Below are 12375 nucleotides of genomic sequence, written 5' to 3'. Positions count from 1 at the left end.
CCCTCCGCGCCACCAGCACGTTAGGAGGCGGCCCGGCCCCCGGGCCACCGTGCACGGTGATCAGTTTCGGCGGCGGGCCGTGCACACTGCCCACCCGTCACGTCCAGCGCGTGGACGAGGTCGTGGATCCCCGAACCCGTCGTCAGCAGGTCGCGGTTGAGGAGGCGCTCGGCGGCGCGCAGCCGGGCCCTGACGGTGTTCCGGCTCAGCCCCAGCCGCGCGGCTGCCGCCCGGGCGTCCGTACCGGCGTCGATCCAGGCCTCCGCGGTACGGTGCAGATCACCGTGCCCGTTTCCGCACAGCGGGTCCACGAAGCTCTCGGCCCACGTCACGGCGGGCGCGGTGCGCAGCAGTTCGGGCAGCGTCGGCGCCGGTCGGGGCTCCTCGGCGGATCCGGGTGGGGCCGCCGGTCCGGGGTGGGCGGCGGTCAGCGACAGCGCCAGATCCAGCGCGGCCCGGGTGCGCACGTCGCCGAGGTCCGCGCCCAGCGCCTCCTCCGCCCGGCGGCAGTGCGCCGCCACGGTGGTGCGGCTGATCTGGAGCAGCCGCGCCACGGCGGCGCGGGGGAACGTCACGGCCAGGCGTGTGATGTCCACGGTCGGCTTGGGGACGTCGCCCAGCGGCTCCAGGAAGGCGGACGCCCAGGCGGCGGCGGGCCGCCGGGGCAGCACCTGCACCAGCGACGGCCGGCCGCGGTAGACGGCGAGCCGGTCCGGGGAGTTGCGGGCGACCGTGAGGGCGTGCAGCGCCTCTCCGTAGGCGTCGGCCATCGCGGCGAGCGGATGCGGTCTGCTGACGCCCAGCGCGTAACCGGGATTCTCCCGGACGAGTCGGCGCAGCACCCGGCCCTGCCGCAGCCGGCCCCCCGGTTCGGAGTCCTCGGCGATGGGGCAGATCAGATGCTCCTTGAACGCGGGGCAGTGCACCATCAGGGCGGCCCCGTGGTAGCCCGCGGGGTCCATATAGGTCCTGGCCAGCCGGTCGCGGTCGGCGGGCGTGCAGTGCAGCAGATGGACCCGTACGCGCTCCGCGCCCAGCAGCGGCGGCACATCGCCCGTCGTCATCCGACGGGCCAGGGTGACGTCACCGCTCATCAGCGCGGTCAGCACCGCGAACCTGAGCTGGCGGGACTTGGCCTCGTAGCCGCGCGCGCTCTCGTCCGCCCGGCCCGCCCTGCCCAGCAGTTCCAGGAGCCCGCCCGCGTGCGAGGCGAGCTCCGCCGACTCGCGCGGCAGCGGCGCGGACGCGGCGGTCACGAGCACCGGGCGCGGCGCACGGCCGCCGAACGCCTCGAGGCGCACCTCCCGGCCGTCCAGGCGGGTCGTGGCGGCGACCAGACCTCCGCCGGCCAGGGGGCCGGCGTACTCGGGCAGCGCCCGGGCGATCCCGGACGGGAAGCCCGGGGTCGCCGCGTCGACCGCGCCCGCGCTGCCGACCCATGCGACGTCCGCGCCGATCCTGCCGCCGAGCCAGGCCAGCACGGAGGCCGGGCCCCGGCGCCGCACCACGCGCAACAGTTCGTCGAGTTCCGCCTCGTGCGTCCCCGCCGCCACAACCGCTCCCACTCTTCCGCGGCCATCCCGCCGCCCCACCGCACCGCCGCGGACGGCGCCCGTCCGCGGTCCGGACCACCCGGTACGACGGCCCCGCCGCCCGGCGGGCCGGGACCGACCGGCCCGGAAGCCGACAGCGGAACCTTAGACGGCGCTTGGGCCGCGTCCGACAAGGGCTGTCCCGTCAGCCGAGCAGCGCGTACACGGTCGAGGCGCGGGCGGCGGGCTCCTCGGAGCCGTGCGCCGTCATCGTGATGTCGGCGAACGCCATCCGCCTGCCCAGTTTGGAGATCCGGGCGTCGACGAGGACGTCGGCACCGGTCACCGCCCGCTGGAACGTCGTCGACTGCTGGACCGTCGTCATCGGGACGAACCCTCCGCGGGCCGAGGACACGGCGATCACGGTGGCGGTGTCGGCCGCCGCCATCAGCGCCTGACCGGACAGCGCGCCGCCCTCCCGGGCGAGCCGCTCGGTCCACGGGAGGCGGAGCACGGCGTGGAGTTCGCCCGTCTCGACGACGGTCAGCCCGAGGTCGAGCACCCAGGGGGCGAAGTTGTCGGCGAGGATCTTGTCGGCTTCGGCCGGAGTGAGCGTCATGTGCCGATGGTGGCGGCGGCCGCGGGCCGATGTCCACGCCATGGGCGGATGTCCGCCCCATGAGTGGACGTCCCGGGCGCGGCACGACGCCCACGTCCCCGGGCGCGGCACGACGCCCACGTCACAGGCGGTCCCGGGCCGGGGAGCGTGCACGTCGCCGGCGGACGCCCCGGGGCACGGGCCTCCACGCGGCGGCGCCGCACCCGCCCGTCCGCCGCAACCGCTCACGGCCCCGCCCAGAGCCCGTCCTCCGTCAGCCCCAGCAGTTCGATCGCGTTCCCGCGCACGATCCGCTCCACCACGTCGGGGGCCAGGTGCCCCATCTGCGCCTCGCCGACCTCGCGGGACTTCGGCCAGGTGGAGTCCGAGTGCGGGTAGTCCGTCTCGTACAGGACGTTGCCGACACCGATCGCGTCCAGGTTCCGCAGGCCGAACGCGTCGTCGAAGAAGCAGCCGTAGACGTGCTCGGCGAAGACCTCCGACGGCGGCCGGTGCACCTTGTCCGCGACACCGCCCCAGCCGCGATTCTCCTCCCACACCACGTCCGCGCGCTCCAGGATGTACGGGATCCAGCCGATCTGACCCTCCGCGTACATGACCCGCAGATTCGGGAAGCGCTCGAACTTACCGCTCATCAGCCAGTCGACCATCGAGAAGCAGCAGTTGGCGAAGGTGATGGTGGAGCCGACGGCCGGCGGGGCGTCGGCGGACGTCGACGGCATCCTCGATGAGGAGCCGATGTGCATGGCCACGACCGTCCCGGTCTCGTCGCAGGCCGCCAGGAACGGGTCCCACTCGTCGGTGTGGACGGACGGCAGTCCGAGGTGCGGGGGTATCTCCGAGAACGCCACCGCCCGCACCCCGCGCGCCGCGTTGCGCCGCACCTCGGCGGCGGCGAGCTCCGCGTCCCACAGCGGGATCAGGGTGAGCGGGATCAGCCGGCCGCGCGCATCCGGCCCGCACCACTCCTCCACCATCCAGTCGTTGTAGGCGCGCACGCCGAGCAGCCCCAGCTCCCGGTCCTTCGCCTCGGTGAACGTCTGACCGCAGAAGCGCGGGAAGGTGGGGAAGCACAGGGCGGACTGGACGTGGTTGACGTCCATGTCCGCCAGCCGGTCCGGCACGCTGTACGAACCGGGCCGCATCTGCTCGTACGTGATGACCTCGAGCCGGATCTCGTCGCGGTCGTATCCGACGGCGGTGTCGAGCCGGGTCAGCGGCCGGTGCAGGTCCTCGTACACCCACCAGTCCCCGACCGGACCCTCGTCGCCCGGCGCGCCCATGACGGGGGCGAACCTGCCGCCGAGGAAGGTCATTTCCCTCAGCGGCGCGCGGACGATGCGGGGGCCGCTGTCCCGGTACTTCGACGGGAGCCGGTCCCGCCAGACGCCGGGGGGCTCCACCGTGTGGTCGTCCACCGAGATGATCTTCGGGAAGGTCTCCATGCCTTCCACGGTAGCGTCGATCTGACGGCCCGTCAGCTCCCTGGTGGGCAGGATCCTGCAGATCCTGTGCAGAGCGTCACCCCTTGCTGACGAGCCAGGCCCTCACAAGGCAGACTGTCGGGGGCGAACCCGCGACACCAGCGGCACGAAGCGGGACGAAGGCGGTACCGGCAGGGGGTAGCGATGCACCGCGAGGACGGGCCCTCCGCACAGCCACACATTCCGGAGCCGCGGACTCCGGACCCGTCGGACAACGACGGGGACCTGCGCTTCAGCGTGCTCGGACCCGTCCGCGCCCGGCGCAGCGGACAGGCCCTGCCCCCCGGCTCACCCCAGCAGCGCGCGCTCCTCGCCGCCCTCCTCCTCCGCGAGGGCCGCACCGCCACCGCCGCCGAACTCATCGACGCCATCTGGGGCGAGGACCCGCCCTCGCAGGCCCTCGCCGCCGTACGCACCTACGCCTCACGCCTGCGCAAGATCCTCGACCCCGGCGTCCTCGTCAGCGAATCCGGCGGCTACGCCGTCCGCATCCCCGCCGACGCACTCGACCTCCAGGTCGCCCAGGAACTCGTCGCCGAAGCCGAGAAGGCCCGCGCCGGCGGCGACCGCTGCCAGGCCCGCGTCCTCATCAACAAATCCCTCGGACTCTGGGACGGCGAACCCCTCGCCTCCGTCCCCGGCCCCTACGCCGAGACCCAGCGCGCCCGCCTCGAGGAATGGCACCTCCAACTCCTCGAGACCCGGCTCGAACTCGACCTCGACGTCGGCTGCCACGCCGAAGCCGTCTCCGAACTCACCGCCCTCACCGCCGCGCACCCCCTGCGCGAACGCCTGCGCGAACTCCTCATGCTCGCCCTCTACCGCAGCGGACGCCAGGCCGAGGCACTCGCCGTCTACGCCGACACCCGACGACTCCTCGCGGACGAACTCGGCGTCGACCCACGCCCCGAACTCTCCGCCCTCCAGCAGCGCATCCTCCAGGCCGACGCCGAACTCGCCCGCCCCGCGGAACAGCCCGCCCCCACCACCACCCAACCCGCACGGCCCGCGCAACTCCCCGCCACCGTGCCCGACTTCACCGGCCGCGCCACCTTCGTCCGCGAACTCGGCCACCGCCTCGCCTCCGCCGAAGGCGCCGTCATGGCCGTCTCCGCCCTCGCCGGCATCGGCGGCGTCGGCAAGACCACCCTCGCCGTCCACGTCGCCCACGAAGCCAAACCCCACTTCCCCGACGGGCAGCTCTACGTCGACCTCCAGGGCGCCGGCCACCGAGCCGCCGAACCCGAAACCGTCCTCGGCGCCTTCCTCCGCGCCCTCGGCACCGCCGACACCGCCATCCCCGACACCCTCGACGAACGCGCCGCCCTCTTCCGCTCCCTCCTCGACGGCCGACGCGTCCTCGTCCTCCTCGACAACGCCCGCGACGCCGCCCAGATCCGGCCCCTGCTGCCCGGCACCGCCGGCTGCGCCGCCCTCGTCACCAGCCGCGTCCGCATGGTCGACCTCGCCGGAGCCCACCTCGTCGACCTCGACGTCATGTCCCCCGACGAAGCCCTCCGGCTCTTCACCCGCATCGTCGGCGAAGAGCGCGTCACCGCCGAACGCGAAGCCGCCCTCGACGTCGTCGCCGCCTGCGGCTTCCTCCCCCTCGCCATCCGCATCGCCGCCTCACGCCTCGCCGCGCGACGCACCTGGACCGTCTCCGTCCTCGCCGCCAAACTCGCCGACGAACGCCGCCGCCTCGACGAACTCCAGGCAGGCGACCTCGCCGTCAAGGCCACCTTCGAACTCGGCTACGGCCAGCTCGAACCAACCCAGGCCCGCGCCTTCCGCCTCCTCGGCCTCGCCGACGGCCCCGACATCTCCCTCCCCGCGGCCACCGCCGCCCTCGGACTCCCCGAACACGACACCGAGGACCTCCTCGAAGCCCTCGTCGACACCTCACTCCTCGAATCCGCCGCACCCGGCCGCTACCGCTTCCACGACCTCGTCCGCCTCTACGCGCGTGCCTGCGCCGAACGCGACGAACAGCCACCGGCCGAACGCGAAGCCGCCCTGTCCCGCCTGCTGGACTTCTACCTCGCCACCACCGCACGCGTCTTCGCCCTCGAACGCCCCGGCGACCGCCTCGTCGACCACCTCGCCTCCACCGTCTACGAAGGACTCGCCTTCAGCGACCGCCACGAAGCGCTCGACTGGCTCTACCGCGAGGCCAACTGCGTCCTCGCCTGCGCGCGGCAGTCGTTCGTCGGCACCAGGCTCCGCCGCGCCGTCGACCTGCTCTGGGCCGCCAAGGACCTCGCCGAGTCCGGCGCCAACAGCAAGCAGTACGAATCCACGGCACTCGCCGCACGCGACGCCGCACGCGCATCGGGCGACGCCCACGCCGAGGGACGCGTACGCACCGCCCTGACCAACGTCCACCTCGTCGCCGGACGATACGAACAGGCCGACGAAGAAGCGCGCACCGCACGGGAGCTGGCCACCCGCGCCCAGGACCGGGCACCCCTCTACTGGGCCGACAACGACCAGGGCATCGCCGCCGCCGCCACCGGCCGCTACGAAGAAGCCGAGCAGCACCTCGTGAACGCGGCCGAACGCGCCCGCGCCGACGGCCACCTGCCGGGCGCGGCGAGCGCCCTGTGCAACCTCTCCCGCGTACACCTCTTCCTCGGACGCACCACCGAGGCCATCGACCTCGCCCGCCAAGGCGTGGCGATCTACGACAAACTCGGCCTCACCGTAAGGCTCGCCAACGGCCGCTACGCCCTCGGCGTCGCCCTGACCGAGGCGAACCGCACCGCCGAGGCACTGGAACAACTCGCCGCGGCACTCCAGATCTTCATCAAGGACCGCCAGCGGCTCTGGGAAGGGACGACACACTTCCGCATCGCCCAGGCCCACCTCAACGTCCGCAAGCCCTCCCAGGCCGCACAGCACGCCGAACAAGCCCTCGCCAGCGGCTACATGGGCGGAGAACGCATGCGCGCCAGCATCCTCACCACCCTCGGCGAAGCCCTCCACGCGCTCGGGCAGACCGACCGCGCACGCGCCTGCTGGCAGGAGGCCCTCGCCTACTACGAGCAGACCGGCGCCCGCGACGCCGAACGGCTCAAAGCCCTCCTGACCCCGGCAGCAGCCGCCTGAACTGCACGAACCGGGTCGTTCAGCATTTGTTTATGCCCGTACGGCAGTCTCTAGCCAACGGTCCGTCGCATCGGGGGGCAGACGGGTCACGAGGGGCTCACCACTAAGGTGAGCGGTCCCGAAACGCCCGTTCGGCGACCCACGGGGGAGTCGCCGAACGGGCGTTGCAACTGGTCCGAACACATGGGGAGCTGAGCACCATGAGCGCCGAGAAGAAGATCGAAGAGATCGTCACGATGGACAACCACCTGCCGGCCCCGCCCAAGGACGGCGGCGCCACCACGCAGGACAACCACCTGCCCACCCCGCCCAAGGACGGCAAGCCCGCCAAGGCGGAGACCGGCACCGTGACGACCATGGACAACCACCTGCCGGCCCCGCCCAAGGACGGCGGCATCACCACCATGGACAACCACCTGCCGGCGCCCCCCAAGCCCTGAGACCGCACACGACGGGGAGCGGCCGCGGCGGCGCGGAGGGGGAGCCGCCGCGGCCGCGGTGCGTTCAGCGGGCGTGCGCCTCGGCGCGCGCCCGCAGTTCCGTCTTCAGCACCTTCCCGCTCGCGTTCCGCGGCAACTCCGCCACGAACTCCACCGACCGCGGCACCTTGTAGTTCGCCATCTCCCGGCGCGACCAGGCGATCAGATCGTCCGCCGTCAGCGTCGAACCCGCCCGGCGCACCGCGTACGCCTTCCCCACCTCGCCCAGCCGCCCGTCCGGCACGCCGATCACCGCCACGTCCGCGACATCCGGGTGCAGACCGAGGAGCTGCTCGATCTCCGCCGGATACGCGTTGAAGCCGCCCACGATGAACATGTCCTTGATCCGGTCGGTGATCCGCAGATTCCCCTCCGCGTCCAGCACACCCACATCGCCCGTGTGCAGCCAGCCGTCCGCGTCGACCGCCTCCGCAGTGGCCACCGGGTCCTCGAAGTACCCCTGCATCACGTTGTGCCCGCGCACCAGGATCTCCCCCGGCTCCCCCGGCTCGGCCCGCACTCGCACCTCGGTGCCCGGGATCGCCCGCCCCGATGTCGCCGCGATCGTCGCCGGATCGTCCCCGCGACGGCACATCGTCACGATGCCCGAAGCCTCCGACAGCCCGTAGGCAGTGAGCACCGTCCCGATGCGCAACTCCCCCCGCAGCCGCTCCACGAGACGCAGCGGCACCACCGCCGCCCCCGTCACCACCAGCCGCAGCGCCGACAGATCGTGCGCGTCCCGCGCCGGGTGGTCCAGCAGCGACTGGTGCAGCGTCGGCGGGCCCGGCAGGACCGAGATCCGTTCGGACGCGATGTTCGCCAGCACCGTGTCGACGTTGAACACCGGCTGCGGCACCATCGTCGCGCCCCGCATCAGGCAGGCGATGATCCCGGCCTTGTAGCCGAAGGTGTGGAAGAACGGGTTCACGATCAGATAGCGGTCGCCCTCCCGCAGCCCCGCCAGCTCAGCCCAGATCGCGTAGCAGCGCAGCGTCTGCGCGTGAGTGATCACCGCACCCTTCGGCGCCCCCGTCGTGCCCGAGGTGAACACGATGTCCGACGGGGCCGACGGCTCCACCGCGTCCGCCCGCGCACGCACGAGGGACACCGGCACCGCGTCCCCGCCCGCCAGGAAGTCCTTCCACGTCCGGTAGTCCTCGGGCGCGCTGTCTCCGAGCACCACCACCTGCTCCAGGTACGGCAGTTCTACCTCGGCGCGTCGCAGCGAGGCCACGTACGAGGTGCCCAGGAACGTGCCTGTGATGAACAGCAGCTTCGCCCGGGAACGGGCCAGGACCCATGCGGCCTCCGTGCCCTTGAAACGGGTGTTGAGGGGCACGAGCACGGCTCCGGCCGACACCGCGCCCAGCGCGGAGACGATCCACTCCAGCGTGTTCGGCGCCCAGACGGCCACCCGGTCGCCCGGCTCGACGCCCGCGGCGATGCACGCGGCCGCGGCACGTTCGACGCGCTCGCCCAGCTCGCCGTAGCTCACCCGGGTGCGGCCCTCGACCACGGCCTCCCGGCCGCCGTGGCGTTCGGCGGCGCTCCGCACCAGCCTCGGGATGGAGCCCCACTCCAGGTCGCCGCGCATGGCCCGAACCTCCCGTCGTCGACTGCGTCTCGATAGCTGACTACCCGTCAGATTAGCTGTACGCTCGCCCGCATGGCGACCCTCAAGGACGCGACCGCGATAGCCGGAATCGGGCAGACCGCCTTCGCGAAACACCTCCACGAATCCGAGAAGACCCTCGCCTGCCGGGCCATCCTCGCCGCACTCGACGACGCGGGCGTGAGCCCCGCCGAGGTCGACGCCTTCGCCTCCTACACGATGGAGGAGACGGACGAGGTCGAGATCGCCAAGGCCATCGGCGCCGGGGACGTCACCTTCTTCAGCAAGGCCGGCTACGGGGGCGGCGGTTCCTGCGCGACCGTCGCCCACCTCGCCGCGGCCATCGCCACCGGGCAGGCGAACGTCGGCGTCGCCTGGCGCTCCCGCAAACGCGGCTCCGGACCCCGGCCCTGGAAGAACACCACCGCCCAGCTCCCCACCCCCGGGCAGTGGACCAGGCCCTTCGGCCTGCTGCGGCCCGCCGACGAGATCGGCATGCTCACCCGGCGCTACATGCACGAGTACGGCGCAACCCGCGACCACCTCTTCAACGTCGCCCTCGCCTGCCGCAACCGCGCCAACCAGAACCCGGCGGCGATCATGTACGAACGGCCGCTGACCCGCGAGATGTACATGACCTCACGCTGGATCAGCGAACCCCTGTGCCTCTTCGACAACTGCCTCGAGACCGACGGGGCACTGGCCTGCGTCGTCGTCGGCGCCGAACGCGCCCGAGACTGCCGCCGGCGGCCCGTGTACGTCCACTCCGTCGCCCAGAGCCTGCCCGCCCAGCACCACGGCATGGTCAACTACTGGAACGACGACCCGCTCACCGGCCCCGCCTGGGCCGCGGCCAGGCAGCTGTGGAAGAACGCCGACCTCGGACCGCAGGACGTCGACGTCGCCCAGATCTACGACGCCTTCACCCCGCTCGTCCCGCTGTCCCTGGAGGGCTACGGCTTCTGCGGGCGCGGGGAAGGCGGGCCGTTCACCGAGGGAGGCGCCCTGGAGATCGGCGGCAGGCTGCCGCTCAACACCGGGGGCGGCGGGCTCAGCGAGGCGTACGTCCACGGATTCAACCTGATCAACGAGGGCGTGAAGCAGTTGCGCGGCGTCTCCACGGCGCAGGTGCCGGACGCGTCGACGTGCCTGGTGACGGCGGGCGAAGGCGTCCCTACTTCGGCGTTGCTTCTGAGGAGTTGAACTGGCAGATGACAGATTCTGACACCGGGTATCTGACACCCGTCATCGACGAAGACGGCGCGCCCTTCTGGTCCTACGCCGCCCAAGGGCAGCTTCGCGTCCAGGCCTGCGCCTCCTGCGACGAGCTGCGTTTCCCGCCCCGCCCCTGCTGCCCCCACTGCCAGTCGTTCGACAGCACCTGGCGCCGCATGAGCGGTCGCGGCCGGATCTGGTCGTACGTCCTGCCCCACCCCCCGCTGCTTCCCGGCTATGCCGAGCAGGCCCCCTACAACGCGGTCGTCGTCGAGCTGGCGGACGCCCCGCACATCCGGCTGGTCGGGAACGTCGTGGCCGCACCGGACGCCCCGCTGAACTCCGTCGACCCTGCGCGGCTGCGCGTCGGGGCGCCGGTGCGGGTGGCGTTCACTGAGGCCGGCGGCGGGGTGGCCGTGCCCCGCTGGCTGCTGGAGCGGTGATGGCGTATTCCGGGGTGCGCGTGGAGCGGGACAAGGATTCCGGGGTCGCCGTCGTCACCCTCGACCGGCCGGGCCGGCACAATGCCGTCGACCTGGCCATGGCGGAGGAACTGACCGCCGTCTGGCGGGAGTTCCGCTTCGACGACACCGTCCGCGCGGTGGTGGTCACCGGCGCCGGCGGCAAGGCGTTCTGCACCGGCATCGACCGGTCGGCGGTCGTTCCCCAGCCCTCGTCGCCGTACTCGGTGGACGATCCGCTGGTGCGGATCGGGCCGAAGGCGAACGACCTGTGGAAACCGGTGATCGCGGCGGTGCGCGGGCTGGCGTGCGGCGGCGCGTTCTATCTGCTCGGTGAGGCGGAGTTCCTGATCGCGGCCGAGGACGCCGTGTTCTTCGATCCGCACACGTCGTACGGCATGGTCAGCGCGTACGAGTCGGTGTACATGGCGATGCGGATGCCGTTCGGGGAGGTGGCCAGGACGGCGCTGATGGGCACGGCCGAGCGGCTGTCGGCCCGGCGGGCGTACGAGACCGGGCTGGTCAGCGAGCTGACCCCGCCCGGCGAGGAGGTACCGGCGGCGGTGCGCTGCGCCGAGGTGATCGCCTCGTACCCGACGGGCGCGGTGCAGGGGACGGTCCGGGCGGTGTGGTCGGCGAAGGATGCGGTCCGCGCGCAGGCGCTGGCGCACGCGCCGCAGCTGGTGACGCTGGGGAATCTGCCGCCGGAGCGGCAGGCGGAGCTGTTCGCCGCACGCCGGGCGGGGTTCCGGCTGCGCTGAGGGCCGCCGGGCGCGCACACCTCCTCCGTGGGCGGGACGCCTACGCCGGGGGCGTCGTGTCCAGGAAGCGGTGGAGTGAGGCGGTCATGGCGGCGACGAAGGCGTCGCGGGTCGGTTCGTCGAGGAGGTCGAGGGAGAGGTAGGGGTTGAGGTCCTCCAGTTCGACGAGGAGGAGGTCGCCTTCGCGGGTGCGGCAGGCGTCGACGCGCTGGATTCCGTGGTCGAGGGTGTTCCAGTCGATGAAGCGCCGGGCGAAGGCGAGGTCGGCGTCGGTGGGCTCGTAGGGTTCGAGGACCCAGCGGCGTTCGGGGTCGGGGGCGTGGAGGGCGTACTGGAAGGTGTCGTCGACGTAGTAGAACGACACTTCGTAGCGGAAGTCGATGCGCGGCTGGACGAGGACGTCGCCGTGGTGGGGGCCGGTGGCATCGATGGGCCGGGTGAGCGCGGCGAGTTCGCTGCGGGTGAGGAACCGGAGTCCTATGGAGTCCGCTCCGTCGCGGGGCTTGACCGCGTAGTGGTCGGTTTCGGGCAGCCGGTGGAGGTCTTCGGTCGGGTCGACGGTGGGGATGACGGGGTGTCCGTCCCGGGTGAGGTCGAGCAGGTACTGCTTGCCGGCCATGTCGCCGCGTCCGGTGAGCGGGTTGTAGACGCGGGTGCCGTGTGCGGTGGCCCGGGCGCGGAAGGCGTCGTGGGCCTCGCGGTAGTGGAGCACGGGGCCGCTGTTGCGGACGACGACGGCGTCGAAGCCGTCCATGAGGGCGGCGGCGTCGAGGGGGTGGCACAGGGCGAGGTCGAAGTCGGCGCGGAGCCGGGAGGTCAGGAGGATGTCCTCGTCGCAGTAGCGCCGTCCGCGGGCCGGGTAGGCGAGGTCGGTGACGTACAGGACGCTGGGGCGGGCGGGCACGGGCTTCTCCTCGGTGGGGCGGCCACCAATGTAGCGACCGGGGGCGGTGCGGCGGGTGGGGGCGGGTGCCCTGGCGGGCGGGTGTGGTGGCGGGCGGTGAGTCCGGGGCCCCCGGTCGGACGTATGGGAGGGCGGGGGTGCGCGAGTGGGTCGCGTGGCCCCTGTTCGGCCCGTCTCCGGCCGGTCCCTGTCCGGGG

General features: G+C 72.7%; 10 protein-coding genes. 5 read left to right on the top strand and 5 right to left on the bottom strand.

The genetic code is table 11. From position 1 onward, the window contains the following. Window positions 1-20: 20 nt before the first annotated feature. The 3 genes from BLT82_RS22480 to BLT82_RS22470 all read right to left on the bottom strand — a co-directional run bounded on the left by BLT82_RS22480 (window position 21) and on the right by BLT82_RS22470 (window position 3596). Window positions 21-1553 carry a helix-turn-helix domain-containing protein gene (locus BLT82_RS22480; protein ID WP_093657645.1) on the bottom strand — a complete coding sequence of 511 codons (1533 nt, stop codon included), beginning with the start codon at window positions 1551-1553 and terminating at the stop codon, window positions 21-23. A 184-nt stretch (window positions 1554-1737) separates the two neighbouring features. Next, entirely contained in the window at window positions 1738-2151 is a 414-nt protein-coding gene (locus BLT82_RS22475) for a PaaI family thioesterase (RefSeq protein ID WP_093657643.1), read from the bottom strand. Between the two features lie 224 nt (window positions 2152-2375). Further along, window positions 2376-3596: an amidohydrolase family protein gene (locus tag BLT82_RS22470; protein ID WP_093657641.1), complete on the bottom strand. Its 1221-nt coding sequence runs from the start codon at window positions 3594-3596 to the stop codon at window positions 2376-2378. A 183-nt stretch (window positions 3597-3779) separates the two neighbouring features. Here BLT82_RS22470 and BLT82_RS22465 point away from each other — a divergent pair, with 183 nt between their 5' ends. Together BLT82_RS22465 and BLT82_RS22460 are read left to right on the top strand one after the other, a co-directional pair. Further along, window positions 3780-6743 carry an SARP-family global regulator AfsR gene (locus tag BLT82_RS22465; RefSeq protein WP_093657639.1) on the top strand — a complete coding sequence of 988 codons (2964 nt, stop codon included), beginning with the start codon at window positions 3780-3782 and terminating at the stop codon, window positions 6741-6743. Between the two features lie 200 nt (window positions 6744-6943). Then, a complete protein-coding gene (locus BLT82_RS22460) occupies window positions 6944-7183 on the top strand; it encodes a hypothetical protein (protein WP_093657637.1) in 240 nt (79 codons plus the stop codon). 64 nt (window positions 7184-7247) lie between these two features. Here the strand turns inward: BLT82_RS22460 and BLT82_RS22455 are convergent, their stop codons facing one another. Then, on the bottom strand, window positions 7248-8819 hold the full coding sequence (locus tag BLT82_RS22455; RefSeq protein WP_093657635.1) for a FadD3 family acyl-CoA ligase: 1572 nt from the start codon (window positions 8817-8819) through the stop codon (window positions 7248-7250). A gap of 72 nt (window positions 8820-8891) precedes the next feature. Here BLT82_RS22455 and BLT82_RS22450 point away from each other — a divergent pair, with 72 nt between their 5' ends. Genes BLT82_RS22450 through BLT82_RS22440 form a run of 3 tightly spaced genes read left to right on the top strand, consistent with a single transcriptional unit; the run spans window position 8892 to window position 11274 of the window. Beyond that, entirely contained in the window at window positions 8892-10040 is a 1149-nt protein-coding gene (locus BLT82_RS22450) for a lipid-transfer protein (protein ID WP_093657633.1), read from the top strand. An 8-nt stretch (window positions 10041-10048) separates the two neighbouring features. Further along, window positions 10049-10495 carry a Zn-ribbon domain-containing OB-fold protein gene (locus tag BLT82_RS22445; RefSeq protein ID WP_093657631.1) on the top strand — a complete coding sequence of 149 codons (447 nt, stop codon included), beginning with the start codon at window positions 10049-10051 and terminating at the stop codon, window positions 10493-10495. Beyond that, the gene (locus BLT82_RS22440; protein ID WP_093657629.1) at window positions 10495-11274 is read left to right on the top strand and encodes an enoyl-CoA hydratase/isomerase family protein; all 780 of its coding nucleotides are present in this window, start codon (window positions 10495-10497) and stop codon (window positions 11272-11274) included. Before BLT82_RS22445 ends, BLT82_RS22440 begins: the two co-directional genes overlap by 1 nt. A 40-nt stretch (window positions 11275-11314) precedes the next feature. On the opposite strand, the gene BLT82_RS22435 is transcribed toward BLT82_RS22440, so the two are convergent. Then, the gene (locus BLT82_RS22435) at window positions 11315-12178 is read right to left on the bottom strand and encodes an ATP-grasp domain-containing protein (protein WP_093657627.1); all 864 of its coding nucleotides are present in this window, start codon (window positions 12176-12178) and stop codon (window positions 11315-11317) included. Window positions 12179-12375 lie beyond the last annotated feature (197 nt).

The sequence above is a fragment of the Streptomyces wuyuanensis genome (genome assembly GCF_900103455.1).
GTDB classification, from domain to species: Bacteria; Actinomycetota; Actinomycetes; order Streptomycetales; family Streptomycetaceae; genus Streptomyces; species Streptomyces wuyuanensis.
The sequence above is the reverse complement of the archived record's forward strand: the minus strand, read 5'-3'. Positions and strand labels throughout refer to the sequence as shown.

Bases quoted from the DNA above. Each gene is read 5' to 3' on its own strand.
- BLT82_RS22475 (WP_093657643.1), bottom strand. From the start codon at position 2,151: ATGACGCTCACTCCGGCCGAAGCCGACAAGATCCTCGCCGACAACTTC.
- BLT82_RS22470 (WP_093657641.1), bottom strand. From the start codon at position 3,596: ATGGAGACCTTCCCGAAGATCATCTCGGTGGACGACCACACGGTGGAG.
- BLT82_RS22465 (WP_093657639.1), top strand. From the start codon at position 3,780: ATGCACCGCGAGGACGGGCCCTCCGCACAGCCACACATTCCGGAGCCG.
- BLT82_RS22460 (WP_093657637.1), top strand. From the start codon at position 6,944: ATGAGCGCCGAGAAGAAGATCGAAGAGATCGTCACGATGGACAACCAC.
- BLT82_RS22455 (WP_093657635.1), bottom strand. From the start codon at position 8,819: ATGCGCGGCGACCTGGAGTGGGGCTCCATCCCGAGGCTGGTGCGGAGC.
- BLT82_RS22450 (WP_093657633.1), top strand. From the start codon at position 8,892: ATGGCGACCCTCAAGGACGCGACCGCGATAGCCGGAATCGGGCAGACC.
- BLT82_RS22445 (WP_093657631.1), top strand. From the start codon at position 10,049: ATGACAGATTCTGACACCGGGTATCTGACACCCGTCATCGACGAAGAC.
- BLT82_RS22440 (WP_093657629.1), top strand. From the start codon at position 10,495: ATGGCGTATTCCGGGGTGCGCGTGGAGCGGGACAAGGATTCCGGGGTC.